Genomic DNA, 16,701 nt, shown 5'->3' on the forward strand with positions numbered 1-16,701 from the left:
TGTCTCAACTCAAGCCCGGATGTACTCGCTACATACAAAATGATTAATCCGTTCTAAAGCTTTTTGGAGTACTTCTTCATTCTTTGCATAACAGATTCGTAAAAATCCTTCTCCTGCTTGACCGAAACCAGATCCTGGAACCGTTAAAACCCCAGTTTTTTGAAGAAGATCGGTAGCAAATTCCTGCGAGCTTTTACCCAGCTTTTTAATGTTAACAAACAGATAGAATGACCCACCTGGCTTTACCACTGAAATTCCAGGTATTTGATTTAATCCTTCTACCATAAAGTCTCGGCGGGCTCGATAACGCTCTACCATATCAGTAACAGCAAATTGAGACCCTTCTAAAGCGGTTACCGCAGCCATTTGCGCCATTGTATTCGCACAGGATGCCATCCCTTCTTGTAATTTAAGAAGCGGAGCAATTACATGTTTGCTAGCCGCAACATAACCAACCCGCCATCCGCACATGGCGTAAGTTTTCGAGAAACTATTAACGGTAATCACAAATTCTTTGGCCCCTGGAAGAGATGCAGGGCTTAAGTGCTGGTAATCGTCATAAATGATTTTTTCATATACTTCATCACTAATAAGATATACACCGTGCTTCTTCGCTAATTGGACAAAACCCTTTACAGCCTCCTCGTCTAGCAATGCTCCTGTTGGGTTATTGGGAGTATTAATTAAAATCGCCTTTGTTCTTTCAGTAATAGCATTCTCGACATCTTTAACCTGCAAAGAAAAGCCATTCTCTTCAAACGTAGGCACCCGTACTGGAACGCCATCAGCCATTAATATTTGGGTGATGTAATTTGGCCATGTCGGATCGGCCAGTATTACTTCATCACCGGGGTTTAAAAGGGTCATCATGATCAAGCCCAGCGCCTCAGTGGCACCAATCGTCACGTCAATTTCCGTATCAGGGTCGTAACTAATTTCGTTTTCACGCTTAAGTTTTTTGGAAATAGCTCGACGCAGAGAAATAATACCAGCGTTACTGGAATAGTAATGGTGCCCTTCCTTCGAAGCTTTAACGGCAGAATTTACAATATATTCTGGCGTCTGAAAATCAGGTGCACCTATAGACAAATCGATGACATCCTCGATGCCTTGTGCAAGATTAAAAAACTGGCGAATAGCTGAGCTTGGGATTGATATGGCGCGTTCAGCAATCATTATTTCCACCCCTGGATTCTAATTTTCATACCTGCTAACCTTCTAAATAATGAAACTCAATTGGACTCTATAAGATGACAGGCTACATCGTGCCCCTCAGGAAGATGTCGAATTTGCGGGTACTTTTCTTTGCAAATGGGCTTTGCCAAAGGACAACGGTCAACTAAAGAACATCCTTGCGGCAATGACACGGGACTAGGTGTATCACCATTTAGACGTATTCTTTCTTTTTTGGCATTTGGATTTGCTACCGGTATGGCTGAAAGTAACGCTCTTGTATATGGATGCTGCGGATTGGAAAAAACTTCAGACACCGGACCGGCCTCAACAATCCTCCCTAAGTACATAACCATTACCCGGCTGCATAAATGCTTTACCGTATTCATATCATGAGTAATTAATAGATAAGCTGTATTAAGTTCCTGCTGAAGCTTACGTAATAGGTTAATAACCGTTAGCTTCACGGACATATCTAACGCAGAGGTTGGTTCGTCCAGTATGACTAAATCAGGCTCTGTAATCAGAGCGCGTGCAATTCCTACGCGTTGACGCTGTCCACCTGAGAGCTGGCGCGGATAACGGTTAAGGTGCTCTGGACCAAGTTGGACTTTTTCCAACATTTTAATGATCCTTTCCTCTCTTTCTGCCGCTCCTTTCACCCCTTGCAGCCGCAATGGTTCCGAAAGAGTACGTCGAACGGTAAATAGAGGATTTAAAGACATCGTAGGGTCCTGAAATACCATCTGAATTTGACGGCGGTAAGGAAGAAACTTCTTCTCATGCAAATCGCTGATATTAGTTCCTTTAAAAAATATTTGCCCCTCTGTAGGATCAGTAAGCCGTAAAATCGTCCGAGCTGTTGTCGACTTCCCACATCCACTTTCACCAACTAAAGCAACTACCTCACCAGGTTGGATTTCTAATGATACGCCATTAACCGCATGCACAGTGTCCTTCCCTGATTGGAACCATTTTTTTATATCTTTCACCTCAAGTAATGGAACCAAAGTTAATTCACCTCCGAATACAGATGACACATCACTGTGTGACCTTCTGCCACCTCTTTAATAGGCGGTTTATCTTTATAACAAATGGGAGAAGCTTTGGGACACCTATTTGCATATCTGCATCCAGTAGTTTTGTAGTCAATGGGCGCTGACATTTCCTGAATATCAATATGAGCATTAGAATCCTGATCTAACTCTAGTAAAGAGCCTAGTAAATGTTTAGAGTAAGGATGCTTTTGATCACTGAAGATTGTCTGGACATCTGCCATCTCCACTATATGGCCGCCATACATCACAGCGACCCTGTTACAGGTCTCCGCTACTATACCCAGATCATGAGTGATAAGCAGCACCGACATGCCAATTTCTTTTTGCAGCTCCTTGATTAAATCAAAAACTTGCGCTTCAATTGTTACATCCAAGCCTGTCGTTGGCTCATCCGCAATCAGCAAATCTGGATTGCAGGACAAAGCCATCGCAATCATAACGCGCTGACACATACCGCCAGACAGTTCATGCGGATAAGCATCATACCTTGCCTCGGGATCTGGAATGCCTACGAGCTTTAACATCTTTAACGCTTCAGACTTGGCTTGAGACTTTTTCATTTTTGAGTGGATTTTAAATGCTCTGGCTATTTGATCCCCAACTTTCATCAAGGGATTAAGACTAGTACGTGGATTCTGAAAAATCATCGAGATTCGACTTCCACGAACCTTTTCTAACTCAGACTCCTTTTTTGTAAGGAGATCTTCTTCGTGAAAAATAATCTTTCCGGTTTTAATTTCCGCAGGCTGGCGTGTCAAACGAAGGATCGCAGTAGCAGTTACTGTTTTACCTGAACCACTTTCACCAACTAAACCAATCACTTCGTTTCTTCGAATGGAAAAAGATATGTCATCCACTACTCGATTGGTTTGTTCCTCTTGTGGAATGGTGACACTCAGTCCTTTTACAGTAAGTAACTCCATTATTTAATCCTCCTTTACCTGACGAATCCCGTTCGCAATCAGGTTAAAAGTCATAACCGTCAAAATTACCGCGACACCGGGAAAGAAAGCTGTCCACCATTCACCAGAAAAGATATCCCTGATCCCATTTCCAATCATTACGCCCCATTCTGCAGTTGGCGCTTGGATACCAATTCCAATAAAACTTAGTCCGGCAGCATCCAATATTGCCCAGCCCATAGTTAGTGTACATTGAGTCAACGCTGGTCCAATTGAATTAGGAAGAAGGTGTACCAACATAATTTGCACCCTGGGTGTACCAATACAGCGAGCAGCGTCTGCAAACTCAGCTTTGCGAAGTCTAAGCATCTCCGCCCGAGTTAACCGTATAAAATAAGGCATGTAGGCAATGCTTAGTGCGATTATGACATTGTGCAGGTTATTACCGAGCATAGCTGTGACACCCATGGCTAGGATGAAAGCTGGAAAGGAGAGCATTACGTCTACAATTCTGGAAATAACTATATCTACCCATTTCCCATAAAAACCAGCCACTGCTCCCACCAGTGCACCGAAAACAAATGTAATAACAGTACAAGTCAAGGCAATAAATAAATCCATTTTGGCGGCATGAATTACCCGGCTTAAAATATCACGTCCAAATTCATCCGTACCAAATAGATGGGCAAGCGAAGGTGCGATAAACTGTTTACCAGGATTTGTTTCATAAGGAGCGTACTTAGTCAAAAAAGGCCCGACAATGGCTACCAATAGGATAATAATTAAAAAAATAAGACCAGTAGTCAGGCTTACATTGTGTTTAAAAATACCATTAAAGTGAAACCACCTTTTATTTCTTATAGAAGGTGATACCTTAACTGTATCAGTTTGAGTATTCATATGATGGTTCCCTCCCTTGCGATTAATTAAGGCCTATTCTTGGATCAACTAGAGTATATAGAAGGTCAATCACCAAATTAATAAAAACATAGGAGACAGAAATAACGAGAACCACACCTTGAATAGAATTAAAATCATTAGAAAGCAAGGCGTTATAAACATAAATCCCGATACCCGGCCAAGAGTACATCATTTCTATTAAAACGCTGCCTGCCATCAAATATCCAAGGACAATACCCAGAGTAGTTAAAACCGGAATTAACGCATTTCTTAATGCATCTTTAAATACATACTCTTTTACAGACACACCCATCGCCCTTGCTGATTGGATATATTCAGTTTGGAGCACTTTACTCATGGAGTCTCTTGCCATTTTGGCAATCGGAGCGATAATAACAAATGCCAACGTTACTCCCGGCAAAACCATCTGAAGAAGTGCTGATTTAAATGCTGGAAAATTTCCGGTTAATAGACTGTCAACAGTATATAGTCCTGTTAATTGTGTTGGCGGGTTCGTGAAGTCATCTATACGACCAGTTGGAGCAGGCATGATATTCAGCTTGTAATAAAAAACATAAATTAACATTAACCCCAACCAGAACACTGGGGTTGAAACTCCAAGTATACTAAAGCCTTGCATAAAACGATCAATCCACTTTCTATTTACTGCAGCAAAAATTCCTAAAGGCAGTCCAACCAAAACAGCAATAAAAAGGCTGAAAAGTGCAAGCTCAACAGTGGCTGGTATACGCTGAGCCAGATCATTGTTGACTGGCTGTCCTGTTGTCCAACTGTCCCCCAAATTCCCTTTTAAGACCTGTCCAAGGTAGTCAGCATACTGAACGACCAACGGTTTATCCAGTCCCATTTGTTTTTCCATTGCTTTCAAAACGTCTTTATCTGCCATTTGGCCTACCTTAACTAATGCCGGGTTCCCAGGAAGAATATGCGTTAGGATAAAGACCAAAGTCAGGACTCCAAATATGGTAACAAGCGACAATAATATTCGTTTTGCAAAATAACGAAAAAAATTCCCAGACATTTATCATATCCCCTTTCTTAGGTTGGAAAGCCGGGTGGTTGCCACCCGACTTTTCCTCATCCCTCCTATCTGTAAAGGGTAAAGAAGCGCAAGTGTTGGTCTGGCCAACGATTCATGCCTTTAATATCCTTGTTTGCTGCGACTACATAGTCACGTTGATAAAGGAAGGAAATTGGTGAATCATTTACAATAATCTGTTGAATTTGTTTGGAGATTTCGTCTCGTTTGGCTTGATCCTGCTCATACATCCCCTGCTTAATGAGATTATCTACCTCTGGATTACTGTAATGCGACATGTTTGTTAGTTTGTTACTTGAATCAAACATCCAGAACAACTGGAAGAATGGATCGTTTACCCAAGAGAACCAATATTCAATAAACATTGGCATTTTATTACCTTGTTGATTTTCTCTATACGCTGCATCCGATACTGTTTTGATATTTACATTAATACCAATCTTACTTAAGCTATCTTTAATCCAAACAGCAACCTGCTGATCTTCGGTTCTGCTTGAATTCACATAGAGGTCGGTTGACAAATCTTTTACCCCGGCCTGTTTTAGTAATTCCTTGGCCTTTTCAATATTGGCTGAATTATCTTTGATAACATCTACATGTGAAGGCATCCCTTCTGGAATAGGACTAGTTAAAGGACGAGCAAATCCATATAGAACATTTTCGATCAGGTTGTTACGGTCGATTGCCATATTTACAGCTTGTCGGACTAATGGATTGTCAAACGGCTTTACGTTATTATTCATAACTAAATAATTGGTGTTAGTAGATTGGAAGTCATGAATCTTGATGTTAGGGTCCTTTTTCAGCTCGGCTAGATTCTTAGGAGGAATACCAATGGCTACATCAACAGCTTCCTGCTTCAATAATGCCAATCGCTGCTGCGCATCCTGCACGACTTTTAGAAGAATACCATCATTCTTTAATTTATCTTTATTCCAGTAATTTGGAGCTGGACTTAAACCATATTCAACACCTTGGTTGAACTTCGAGATAACATATGGTCCCGTACCAAGGACGTTATTTTTATACCATTCACTAGCAAATGGATCACTGGCAGTAGAATGTTCTTTCGAAACCTTTGGATTCATGACAACATTAAGCGCCAAAGGCAAAACCTTAAGAGTCATTGGATTACCTTGTTTAAGAGTAAGTTGAACCGTATCGCCATCTACTTTTATTTGACTCTCGTCAGAAAGTGAAATGATATTCCAAAGTAATGAGGAATAAAATTGTTTATTCAATCCACGTTTGATAGAAAAAGCAACCGCATCGGCATCGACAGGATCACCATTTGTGAATTTCGCATTAGTATTTACCTTCAAGTTGACTACTTTTCCATCTGGAGATATCGTGTATTGTGCAATATTTGGAACTACGCTTTCTGTATTTGCAATGATAGTTCCATCACTGTCCGTAGTAGTAGCAACATCTACGAATGTCTCATAGTTAGCATCTGTCACAATCTGTGCAGCATCAGACTTAAATGCAAACGGATCGAGATTATCAATATCTGAATCTAGTGTGACACGGATAATATTTTTCTTATTGGCGTTATTCTGTGAGCTAGCACTTTTGCTTGTTGTGTCATTGGTACATGCCGTTAATAGGACACCGATGCTCAGAACTGGAAGGAGATTGCGGATTAACTTGCGGAAAGTTCGCTTCAATTTGATTCCTCCTAATGATTTCAATAGTTTTTATACTTTTCAGAAAATTTTATATAAAAACTAGTTTGCTATTGTGCTAAGTGTTCCCGCTGCCTTGGCTCTAATACGTAACGCATGGTTTGGTAAATAAGCTAAGGGAACCTCTTCCAAATCTACAATCGATACAGAACTTCTTTCAGCCCCTGCATCAATAGCCATTTGAATGGCAGTTGCTTTTGCTTCTTCTACTGCCAGACTGCGAGTCGTCTTTTCCAAACTCCACATTCTGTCCACCTCGCCAGAAACTTGCGCAATGGCCGCACCAATTGCGTTCGCATATTGGTAATGAAGTGGACGGATAATTTCAGATGTACCCGCCAGCTTTTCTGGCATTAGGATACTGCCTCCCCCTACCAGTACTGCTGGCAAGTCTCTATTACTTGTTTTCATTTTGTCTATAGAGGCTTCAGTTAACTCCCGAATTCTCTGAGTAACTTGTGTAACCACGGTTTCCGGGATGTGTAATACACGTTGGACATCGTAGCTTGGATGGTTAATTTTTTCTTGATCCAAACTAGCTCTAGCAATGACATCAGTAGTTGTCAGCGTGTCACCGCCAAAACCGAGCCCTTTCTCTACTAAACTATAACCCACGCTATCTGGGCCAATTCTTACTTTTCCATTTTCGATGCGGACAACACTTCCCCCGCCCAGCCCAATAGATAGAATATCCGGCATTCTAAAGTTTGTACGTACGCCTCCTATTTCAACAGCGATGCCTGAAGTCCGAGGGAATCCATTATTTAAAAAGCCAATATCAGTAGTCGTTCCACCAACATCGATCACAAGACAATCACGCAGTCCACTGAGAAATGCTGCACCTCTAATACTGTTAGTCGGCCCCGACCCAATTGTTAATATTGGAAACCTGCGAACATATTCTAAGTCCATTAAGGTTCCGTCATTTTGCGCGAAGAAGATTCTAGGATTCATTCCACGCTCCTGTAAGGCCTTTTCAAGTCCACTTGCAGCTTGAGATGCCACTTTTACTAATGCCGCGTTTAAGCCTGCTGAATTTTCTCTTTCCAATAACCCAATTGACCCGATTTCATGAGACATCGTAATCGGAACATCAGGACCAAGTGCTGCCTGGAGCCGCTCTGCTAAATATTTTTCTTGGTCTGCTCGGACAGGAGAAAAGACACCACAGATGGCAACTGCTTCCACATCGGCAGCTTTAAGCTCGCGTATTACTGCGTTTATTTCATTTTCATTGAGATCTTCACTAATCAAGGAACCATCATATTCATATCCCCCATGAATCTCAAAACAAAGGTCACCAACGGTTTCTCGCAAATCTTGAGGCCAAGTAACCATAGGCTCGATGGAACTGGCTGCTGGACGAGAAATTCTTACTAGTCCCACGCGAGACAAGTTTTTACGTTCCACTAAAGCATTCGTACATGCCGTTGTACCTAACATGGTGTAATGGACCGCCCCTGGATCAACACCAGCCTGTTGTAAAACCTCATCAATGGCATTAAATATTCCGGTTGCAACATCCTTAGTAGTCGGTGTTTTGATTCCGCCTAAGAGATTGTTACGGTGATCAAGGAGTACGGCATCAGTATTAGTTCCACCAACATCGATCCCAATTTTATAACTCATTTTGTTCCACCTCCTCTAAGACCTTACAAGTCTTCTTGTAGTATTCAGAATGAATATCTTCTAATTGTCGATATTCTGTGTCATAGCCAAAGTAACGCGGCCCCCAGACCTCCAGTGCCTGTGCGGTTCTCATGATTTCAGGTGTTGGAATGCCCAACGCAGTGACACGGTATCCATACCTAACACTTTCGGTAGTAATTGGCATTCCAGTTTCAACGTCCAACAGGGTAATTAAATCAGGAACAGTTGCGACAATCTCTCCATCTCTTCGTGCAATAAGATTTTCATTTTGAAAATCTACTTCTAAGTTACTGCCCTGATATTCGTCAAATCCTTCAATCTGGATCTTGCCCCTTACAAAACCATCTTTCGTTTGACGATCCACCTCTGTTACTTTACCCTGGAAGAGCACAATTGCAGGGCCATAAATCGAATTCGCTGTAACGTGAATAATCGCATCGATGGGGTTTTCCTTTTGGATCCTCGCTTCACGAATGGCTCGGCCGATGCGAATCGCAAGTGAAATAGTTCCTGATATCGCAACTTCTTTTACCTCTAAGCCAGTCATTGGGTATTCGGCTAAGTGAGAGGTTGCTCCCATTTTAACCGTGATTGCCCTAGCAAAGCGTTCAAGACTAAGGTTGTCTGTTGTATTCAATATGAAATGATCACCCCGTTCATTATGAATGACCATAGGTGAACCCTTAATACCGTAGATATGGAAGGTTTCCATTTGTAATTCTGGGAAAGCTCTCCCCATTCCATCTGCGTCTACAACAGGAATCCCAGCTTGTGCAGCTACGACAAACGGAATAGTAGAATTTCCGCCTCCACACTCTATTGGCATTGTGGCAAAGGCACGCTTGCCTAAATAATTTTCTAAAACGCGAAGAGCATTATAGCCCTCCATACCGTTGGGAATTTTCTCAATACTGACCGTTGGAGCACCCATTGCCGCCGTCGGGATGACCAACGCATCATCTGGAAGCTCATGAGGTGCCAGCAAGGTAATTGGACCGAATTCACGAATGGCCCGTTGCGCCATTAGTTTTCCAACATAAGGGTCCCCGCCGCCTCCGGTACCAAGAACAGCAGCACCAATTGCTAAATCCTCAATCTCTTGTTCCCCAATCAATGTCGCCAAAATGCCTACTCTCCCCTCAAGATATATAAATAATTTTCTATCTTTTTTTCTAAATAATTATGCAAGAAGTGTGCCAACATTTTTGATTAAGAAAATTGAAGCTAATAAGTTAAAATTGCAGGATTTTAACTGTTAATTTATAAGCTTCTTCATAAATTAGTCGTAATAAAGAGTTGGTACCAATGGATTCTCAAAGTGGAAATCAAAAAAAATGAGAAAAGGAGATTTTTCTCATCTTCTTTTCTCATTTTTTCTCAAATTATTTCTCATCGAAAGTTACGGATAACTTTTTCGGCAAATAACTCAATGCCCTGTTCAGATGACATATCCGCGAAGGACCACGGATGGATTGCTACCTGATTAATCCCAATCGAATGTAATTTATGAATTTGTTCGGTAATCTCTTCTGGACTCCCTGCTAGTGAAAACTTATACACTAGTTCATCTGGTATTAACTTCCCTACCTCGCCTGCAGCCTCTGGTGATAAATGATAATCAAAATTCAAATTATCCTTTAACTCACTAGGGAGCTCTATACCCAGCTTGTCATGAAACCCTTTTGTTCCCCAAAGTACAAATGCTACCATCCATCTGGCATTGTCTCGTGCTACCTTGCCATCTGGGTGGATAAAGGTCTGCAGCCAAACGGTTTTATATAAGTCATGTACAGAACGTCCAGACTCTTTTGCACCACTTTCAACCTGATCTAAGCCCCATTGAACGACATCAGTTGAAGCGTAATCTCCGAGAATAACTCCATCCGCTACCCGTCCTGCTGTTTTCAGAACTAATGGGGCAGCCCCGGCAATATAAAGAGGAATGTCTGGTCGGACCGGAGTAAAATCAAGCTTAGCACCCTTTACCTGGATGACTTCTCCTTCTACCGTAACTCTTTCCCCCTGCAATAAGGGGCGGATAATATTGATTGCTTCTCGTAAAGCACGGGCTGGTTTTTCACGTTTAATACCCATTTCTGCAAAGCCGCTGACTCCAGCACCATAACCCAAATGCATACGGCCTTCAGAAATCTCATCAAGGCTGGCTAACGCTGCTGCTGTCATGGCTGGGTGACGAGAATAAGGATCCGTTACAGCTGTCCCCAATTTCACCCGTGTTGTATTCTGTGCGATGACCGAAAGCTGAGAATAACATTCCCGATAAAACCGCTCATCAGGCATCCAAATTTGATCATAGCCAATCTCCTCGCATCTTTGTGCTAACGAAACTAAAGTTTTGTAAGGGTATTTCCCCAATAGACCAACACCAAATTCCATTCCCACTTCTTCTCCTCCCTTTCGTCCCAACTTGCAATGAAAGTTTCTATTACTCTACCTCTCAGCTGCTGAAACAGATTCTACACGTAGTCAAAACACCGTCTAAGCAATTCTCTCTGTCAGGATACAGATCCACTCGGACACCCAGCTGCCCCATTCCGCACTAAATCCAGCCATTTCTGGAGCACTTATATCTTTTTTATACTTTTCAACATCTTCTATAAGAATTTCCTCGATAATTTGGTAAGCTGGCTTGCTGTCATCTAGAGTTGCTACCGTTTTAAAATCGTGAAATTCGAGAATGGATTCCACCCTTTTAGCAGCTGGATGATTAACCTCCTTAGACCAATGTTCATACTCCTCGACCGTTTTACCCGCTGCAAGGTTAAAAAGAAAATATGCCTTATATACCATCTCAAAAATTCCTCCTTGTTTTAACATTTGGGCTTATCCTCTCTCCAAATGTGACTTTTGCTTATTTTAGAGAGAGGAAGAGGTGACATGTTATTTGCTTGCTTCTTTCTCCTTTTCTTTAAGAGCCCGTAAGACTTTTTCAGCAGTGATTGGCAAATCATGAATATAAACACCAATGGCATCTGCTACCGCGTTAGCAATAGCTGCAGCTGGAAGAATGATCGGTGCTTCTCCTACTCCCTTGGCACCGTAAGGGCCAGCAGTTGACGGACTTTCCACTAAGATGGTTTCAATCCGAGGTACATCCATGATGGTTGGCATTTTGTAATCGGTCATATTAGGATTAAGAACGATTCCATCTTTATAGACAATCTCTTCAGATAGGGTATAACCGATGCCCTGTACGATCCCCCCAGTCATTTGGCCTTCAGCTCCCGTAGGGTTGATGGCAAAGCCAACATCCTGGGCTGCGACATAGCGTGAAACCGTAACTTCTCCTGTATCTGGATCCACCTGAACCTCAGCTGCATGGGTATGGAATGATGGAAAATTAAAGACAGGATATACTCCTCCTTTAATCATGCTCGTGTCATACTCGGTAGGTTTGATAATAAATGAACCTCGACCGAGTATCGGGCCTCCATTCCACAGCCGATCTGCAGCTATTTCTGCTAGTGTAATGCTCGCCGCAGGATTTTCTGAATCAAATACTGTTTTATTTTCAAGCTTTAATCGCTCGACAGGAACATTCAGTTTATCAGAGGCAGCCTCAAGCACTTGCCATTTAGCATCTTGAGCCGCAATTCGAGCTGCATTTCCCACATTAAATGTAGTACGGCCACCTTGGGCCCCAAAATCAAAAGGCGTTGAGTGCGTATCTCCTGTAACCAAACGGACATCGGTTATGTCTATCCCTAATTCTTCTGCAACAATTTGTGCCACCCCCATAGTAATGGCACCCGTACCAATTTCCTTACCTCCAGTGATCAGTACAACTGTACCGTCATCATTCAGTTGAACGTATGCACATGATGAACCGCCAGCTGAAGTCCATACAGCACTAGCCAACCCACGGCCTGTATATTTAGGACGCGGTTGGTCCATCCCAATTTGATCGGCAACTTTTGTGATTGTTTCTTGTAAGCTAACAGTCTCGATGATTTGCCCGGTTGGACCTAAATCTCCATCCTTTAAGGCATTTTTCCTGCGCAGCTCCACCTTATCAAAATTTAATTTACTAGCAATCTTATCTAAATGATTTTCAATTGCATAATAGGTTTGTGGAGCAGAAGGTCCACGGTAGGCACCGCAATTAGCCTTGTTGGTATACACAGCCATCGAATCTACCTTAAAGTTTGGAATATTGTATGAGCCCCGGACTAAAAGAGCCGCCACGGAGGCAATGACGGTATCATCTCCACTGTAAGCCCCTGCATCCAAGATAACCTTTCCTTGGCGGGCAATAATGGTTCCATCCTTCATAATTCCTGTTTTCACATAGATGACAGAACCCTCTCGTGGTGCCGCCGCTTTCATCTCTTCTTCTCTGTCCCAAAGGTACTTTACAGGACGACCGGTTTTACGAGCTAAGAGTGCAACAAAATGCTCCACACCTAAATCTAGTTTTCCGCCAAACCCGCCGCCGACGCCGGAGGATATAACGCGAATCTTACTTGTAGGTAATTGAAGAATCTCAGAGAGATTCCCTAGAATTCCAAACGGATTTTGAGTACTGGACGTGATCACAACCGTACCATCAGCTTCAACATGGGCCATCCCTGCGCGAGCTTCCAAATAACCTTGATGGACCATATGGCTTGTATAACGATCTTCGAAAACATAATCTGCCTCCGCAAACGCTTTTTCAACATCCCCCATATTGATACTTACGTGTGTGCAAACGTTATCGTAGCGAATTAAGGATGGGTTTCCTTTATAGCTCTTCCAGTCAGGATGCAATAAGGGAGCTTCAGGCTTCAACGCTTCCTCTGGGTCGGTAATAACAGGTAATGATTCATACTCTATTTCTATCAATTTTAGTGCTTTTTCAGCAATTTCACGCGTATCAGCAGCTAATGCAGCAATCGGTTCACCATAGTAGCGGACATAATCGCGGGCAAAAACCACTTCGTCCTTCAACGTATGTCCATAGCGAATATGTGAAGGAATATCCTCTGCTGTCATAATCGCCCGTACACCAGGAAGTTCGAGTGCCTTGCTAAAATCTAATCGTTTAATCCTTCCATGAGGGATCGAACTCCGAAACACCTTACAATGCAGAAGACCCGGTGCATTCAAATCTGCCCCATAGACAAATTTTCCAGTTACTTTATCCGGTCCATCAAGTCGATTTAGCCGTTTACCAACGACTTTGGTTTCTTTTTCCATTACCTTTTCTTTTGTAATCATTATTCACCCCTCCTTGCACTTTACCTGACTTTACGAAGTTCAGAAGCTGCCTGCAGTACGGCATCGACTATGCCATTATAACCAGTACAACGGCAGAGATTTCCGGCTAAGTAATTACGAATTTCCTCTTCTGTTGGATTACAATTCTCATCTAATAATGATTTTGTCGACATTATAAATCCTGGTGTACAATAACCACACTGTAATCCGTGACAATCGACAAAAGCCTTCTGTATCGGGTGAAGATGCTCATGGTCTGCAATTCCCTCAACAGTTGTAATTTCTTTACCACGAGCTGCAACAGCTGGCAGTAAGCAGGAATTAATAGATTTATTATCTAGTAAAACAGTACAAACACCGCATTCCCCTTCCCGACAGCTTTCCTTAGTACCTGTAAATCCCAAATCTTCTCGCAGTACATCCAACAGGGTACGATGAGGTTCTACGTCTACCTCGTATTCTGCCCCGTTGATTTTTAAATTAAGTGGAACCTTCGACATGCTACATCCTCCTTTTTCTTTTAGGATATCTTTGTATGAGAGCCTGAACCCTGCAGGTTCTCCAGGCACTGGATTAATGACCGCCGTACCATTGATTCGACTAACATTCGCCGATATTCAGCAGAGCCGCGGACATCAGAAATTGGATTACAATCATTTACAGCAGCAGCACTAGCAGCTTTAATAAGTTCTTCTGTGATTACCTTTCCTTGCAATAAAGCCTCAGCACTATGAGCACGAACAGCTGAAGGTGCTACGGATCCTAGAGCAATGCGTACATCGGCAAGGCCATTTTCATCTAGCGTTACGCGGGCAGACACGGCACATAGAGAGATTTCCATCGCTTTCCGTCTTCCGGCCTTTAAAAAAATCGTTGCAGTCCTAGGTGACATTTTAGGTACATGGATTTCCGTAAGCAGTTCCCCAGGCTGCAAATTAACCTTGCGGGGTCCTAACAGAAATTGCTCCAATGGTAAACTTCGAGTACCTTTTGGACCAGCTACTGCCACCGATGCATCTAATGTTAATAACACTGGAGGAGTATCTGCTGCAGGTGAAGCATTGCACAAATTTCCTCCAATCGTTCCTAGATTCCGTACTTGGATACCACCCACCATCGAACAGGCTTGTTTTAATGCCTTCATTGAGTCTGAAACCAGTGCTGATTTTTCAATTTCCCTGTGTGTCACTTGAGCACCGAAAACAAGGGCTTCTGTCTCAGTTTTACGGATTCCGGTAAGCTCCTTGACTCTGCTAAGACTAATTACATGTTTTGGATCAACCTTGTATCGGGTAAGAAGAACCATCAAATCTGTTCCACCTGCAAGCAATTTCGCTTCATCACCATACTGAACGAGAAGATCAATAACCTCTTGAACCGTTTTAGGCTCATGAAAGATAAATGACATGTGACACCTCCTGAAAATAATGGAGCAAGAATATTCAAAACCTTCCACTATTTCATAATGCAATTTTCATGCCAAGAAATAAATCTGTTTCATCTGTCCTAAAAACCTTTACCAGAAAAAATAAAAAAAGATGAGACAAAATAAAGTCTCACCTTTTTCTCAATTCCTATTTATCTTTCTCAATTTTTCTCACTATTCTTATGAGAAAAATGCATAGTTGAATATCACCGGAAAAGATCCATTTCCTTTGGTCTGATTAAATCTTTGCCTGTTCCATTTCCTTCAGGATAAGAATAACCTCTGATAATAGCCACTGGTACCCCATCACTTTTACCCATAACTAATTCGGCTGCCGAAGCAATCTGATCAGCCACTGCAATTTCAGTAACTTTCAGCTGGTTGCCAAATTGATCAAAATTCCCCTTATAATCCTTGATCGCCAGCATTCCGCTTACACCGATAGCAATATTGGTTTGTCCCATACGCCAAGGACGGCCAAAAGTATCAGAAATGATTACGGCCAATTTTACCTTATAATAATCTTCTAGAGTCTTTTTAATTCCTGCTGCAGAAGCATCCGGGTCCCTTGGTAATAATAACGCCATTTGCTCGTTCTCAATATTGGATCGATCGATCCCTGCGTTCGCACAAATAAAGCCGTGTTTAGTTTCCATAATAAGGACACGATTTGTCATTTTAATGGGACTCTTGGATTCACTTAGAATCATTTCTATTTCATTGGCCGTTTTGTCGGAAGCCTTTGAAAACTCTATTGCTAATGCCGAAGGCTGGTAATCTTCTACTGTTACTAAACATCCTTCTGCTTTTGATACTATTTTGGATGTAACAACAACAACATCTTTATGCTCTAATTTTTTTCCTTGCTGTTCAAGTGATTTAATGATAAGATTTGCCAGGTCATCCCCTTCCTTCACTGCAGGCAGACCTTCAACACCGAAAATTCCCAATTGTTCAATCATGACACAACTTCCTTTATTTTTAAGTTCTTAAGTATTTTCTGTTCAACAATATATTCGTATGTTTTTGTACCTTTGCCCAATTCGTTTATCGAGTTTAAGTCAGTTATGGTATCAATATCATAGGATAAAAATGGCGCAGAACCGATGTGGTAATTACAACCAGCTTTTATCGCATTTTGACAATGTTTTTCCAAACTATTAACCCCGAATGCTGTGACCATTACATTTGGTGGAGATAATAAAAGCCCATTTGTCCCCGTTCCGTTCTTACACGGGAAGATGGTAACCTGTGCTTTTCTTTTTTGCTTCATAATAAAATTCAGTTCATTTACCCTTACTAGAGGTATATCGGAAGGTAAAATCAATAAATCCTTCACAGTTGTGTCCAAGGAGTCTACTACTGTTTTGATGGCATGATTGATTCCCAATACATTCCTTTCAAAATACAGCTTTGCACCAAATTTTTCGGCCAATTGAATGGCGTTTGGGTCACAAGTCACAATCGAAAATTCATTTATGGAAGGGACTCTGGAAACAACCGTAAGTAAATCATACAACATGGAATAAGCAAGACCAATCCGTTGTTCAGCTGTAAGAAAAGAGCTAAGCCGTGTCTTTGATTGATGCATCGGTTTTTGTAAGATCACAACGGAATTCATTAATGA

At 41.9% G+C, this 16,701-nt stretch carries 15 protein-coding genes; all 15 read right to left on the reverse strand.

Annotated elements, in window-relative coordinates; all coding sequences use genetic code 11:
• Nucleotides 1-9: 9 nt before the first annotated feature.
• Complete coding sequence (locus tag ACZ5B7_RS17255; protein ID WP_464490286.1) at nt 10-1,176, reverse strand: pyridoxal phosphate-dependent aminotransferase; 1,167 nt, start codon at nt 1,174-1,176, stop codon at nt 10-12.
• Nucleotides 1,177-1,232: 56 nt separating this feature from the next.
• Nucleotides 1,233-2,183 carry an ABC transporter ATP-binding protein gene (locus ACZ5B7_RS17260; protein ID WP_464490287.1) on the reverse strand — a complete coding sequence of 317 codons (951 nt, stop codon included), beginning with the start codon at nt 2,181-2,183 and terminating at the stop codon, nt 1,233-1,235.
• Nucleotides 2,184-2,185: 2 nt separating this feature from the next.
• Nucleotides 2,186-3,154 (reverse strand): ABC transporter ATP-binding protein, encoded by a 969-nt coding sequence (locus tag ACZ5B7_RS17265; protein WP_464490288.1) that lies wholly within the window; start codon nt 3,152-3,154, stop codon nt 2,186-2,188.
• A gap of 3 nt (nt 3,155-3,157) precedes the next feature.
• Nucleotides 3,158-4,033 (reverse strand): ABC transporter permease, encoded by an 876-nt coding sequence (locus ACZ5B7_RS17270; RefSeq protein WP_464490289.1) that lies wholly within the window; start codon nt 4,031-4,033, stop codon nt 3,158-3,160.
• Nucleotides 4,034-4,055: 22 nt separating this feature from the next.
• The gene (locus ACZ5B7_RS17275; protein ID WP_464490290.1) at nt 4,056-5,075 is read right to left on the reverse strand and encodes an ABC transporter permease; all 1,020 of its coding nucleotides are present in this window, start codon (nt 5,073-5,075) and stop codon (nt 4,056-4,058) included.
• A 65-nt stretch (nt 5,076-5,140) separates the two neighbouring features.
• Nucleotides 5,141-6,760: an ABC transporter substrate-binding protein gene (locus ACZ5B7_RS17280; protein WP_464490291.1), complete on the reverse strand. Its 1,620-nt coding sequence runs from the start codon at nt 6,758-6,760 to the stop codon at nt 5,141-5,143.
• Nucleotides 6,761-6,820: 60 nt separating this feature from the next.
• Nucleotides 6,821-8,407, reverse strand: a complete 1,587-nt coding sequence (locus tag ACZ5B7_RS17285) for a hydantoinase/oxoprolinase N-terminal domain-containing protein (RefSeq protein WP_464490292.1) — start codon at nt 8,405-8,407, stop codon at nt 6,821-6,823.
• Nucleotides 8,397-9,551, reverse strand: coding sequence for a DUF917 domain-containing protein (locus ACZ5B7_RS17290; RefSeq protein WP_464490293.1), 1,155 nt, complete (start codon nt 9,549-9,551; stop codon nt 8,397-8,399). Before ACZ5B7_RS17290 ends, ACZ5B7_RS17285 begins: the two co-directional genes overlap by 11 nt.
• A gap of 266 nt (nt 9,552-9,817) precedes the next feature.
• The gene (locus tag ACZ5B7_RS17295) at nt 9,818-10,825 is read right to left on the reverse strand and encodes an LLM class flavin-dependent oxidoreductase (protein ID WP_464494513.1); all 1,008 of its coding nucleotides are present in this window, start codon (nt 10,823-10,825) and stop codon (nt 9,818-9,820) included.
• 102 nt (nt 10,826-10,927) lie between these two features.
• The gene (locus tag ACZ5B7_RS17300; protein ID WP_464490294.1) at nt 10,928-11,239 is read right to left on the reverse strand and encodes a hypothetical protein; all 312 of its coding nucleotides are present in this window, start codon (nt 11,237-11,239) and stop codon (nt 10,928-10,930) included.
• A 90-nt stretch (nt 11,240-11,329) separates the two neighbouring features.
• Nucleotides 11,330-13,648: a xanthine dehydrogenase family protein molybdopterin-binding subunit gene (locus ACZ5B7_RS17305; protein ID WP_464490295.1), complete on the reverse strand. Its 2,319-nt coding sequence runs from the start codon at nt 13,646-13,648 to the stop codon at nt 11,330-11,332.
• Between the two features lie 20 nt (nt 13,649-13,668).
• On the reverse strand, nt 13,669-14,148 hold the full coding sequence (locus ACZ5B7_RS17310; protein WP_464490297.1) for a (2Fe-2S)-binding protein: 480 nt from the start codon (nt 14,146-14,148) through the stop codon (nt 13,669-13,671).
• A gap of 20 nt (nt 14,149-14,168) precedes the next feature.
• The gene (locus ACZ5B7_RS17315) at nt 14,169-15,056 is read right to left on the reverse strand and encodes an FAD binding domain-containing protein (RefSeq protein WP_464490298.1); all 888 of its coding nucleotides are present in this window, start codon (nt 15,054-15,056) and stop codon (nt 14,169-14,171) included.
• Nucleotides 15,057-15,280: 224 nt separating this feature from the next.
• Entirely contained in the window at nt 15,281-16,036 is a 756-nt protein-coding gene (gene cofE, locus ACZ5B7_RS17320) for a coenzyme F420-0:L-glutamate ligase (RefSeq protein ID WP_464490299.1), read from the reverse strand.
• Nucleotides 16,033-16,695: a 2-phospho-L-lactate guanylyltransferase gene (cofC, locus tag ACZ5B7_RS17325; RefSeq protein ID WP_464490300.1), complete on the reverse strand. Its 663-nt coding sequence runs from the start codon at nt 16,693-16,695 to the stop codon at nt 16,033-16,035. Before cofC ends, cofE begins: the two co-directional genes overlap by 4 nt.
• Nucleotides 16,696-16,701: the final 6 nt, after the last annotated feature.

This window comes from Neobacillus sp. S1115, assembly GCF_055385565.1.

What these genes read in the sequence shown, in the direction of transcription:
- cofC (WP_464490300.1), bottom strand. Translation starts at nt 16,695, where the DNA reads ATGAATTCCGTTGTGATCTTACAAAAACCGATGCATCAATCAAAGACA.
- ACZ5B7_RS17275 (WP_464490290.1), bottom strand. Translation starts at nt 5,075, where the DNA reads ATGTCTGGGAATTTTTTTCGTTATTTTGCAAAACGAATATTATTGTCG.
- ACZ5B7_RS17265 (WP_464490288.1), bottom strand. Translation starts at nt 3,154, where the DNA reads ATGGAGTTACTTACTGTAAAAGGACTGAGTGTCACCATTCCACAAGAG.
- cofE (WP_464490299.1), bottom strand. Translation starts at nt 16,036, where the DNA reads ATGATTGAACAATTGGGAATTTTCGGTGTTGAAGGTCTGCCTGCAGTG.
- ACZ5B7_RS17310 (WP_464490297.1), bottom strand. Translation starts at nt 14,148, where the DNA reads ATGTCGAAGGTTCCACTTAATTTAAAAATCAACGGGGCAGAATACGAG.
- ACZ5B7_RS17305 (WP_464490295.1), bottom strand. Translation starts at nt 13,648, where the DNA reads ATGATTACAAAAGAAAAGGTAATGGAAAAAGAAACCAAAGTCGTTGGT.
- ACZ5B7_RS17300 (WP_464490294.1), bottom strand. Translation starts at nt 11,239, where the DNA reads ATGGTATATAAGGCATATTTTCTTTTTAACCTTGCAGCGGGTAAAACG.
- ACZ5B7_RS17285 (WP_464490292.1), bottom strand. Translation starts at nt 8,407, where the DNA reads ATGAGTTATAAAATTGGGATCGATGTTGGTGGAACTAATACTGATGCC.
- ACZ5B7_RS17315 (WP_464490298.1), bottom strand. Translation starts at nt 15,056, where the DNA reads ATGTCATTTATCTTTCATGAGCCTAAAACGGTTCAAGAGGTTATTGAT.
- ACZ5B7_RS17295 (WP_464494513.1), bottom strand. Translation starts at nt 10,825, where the DNA reads ATGGAATTTGGTGTTGGTCTATTGGGGAAATACCCTTACAAAACTTTA.
- ACZ5B7_RS17255 (WP_464490286.1), bottom strand. Translation starts at nt 1,176, where the DNA reads ATGATTGCTGAACGCGCCATATCAATCCCAAGCTCAGCTATTCGCCAG.
- ACZ5B7_RS17270 (WP_464490289.1), bottom strand. Translation starts at nt 4,033, where the DNA reads ATGAATACTCAAACTGATACAGTTAAGGTATCACCTTCTATAAGAAAT.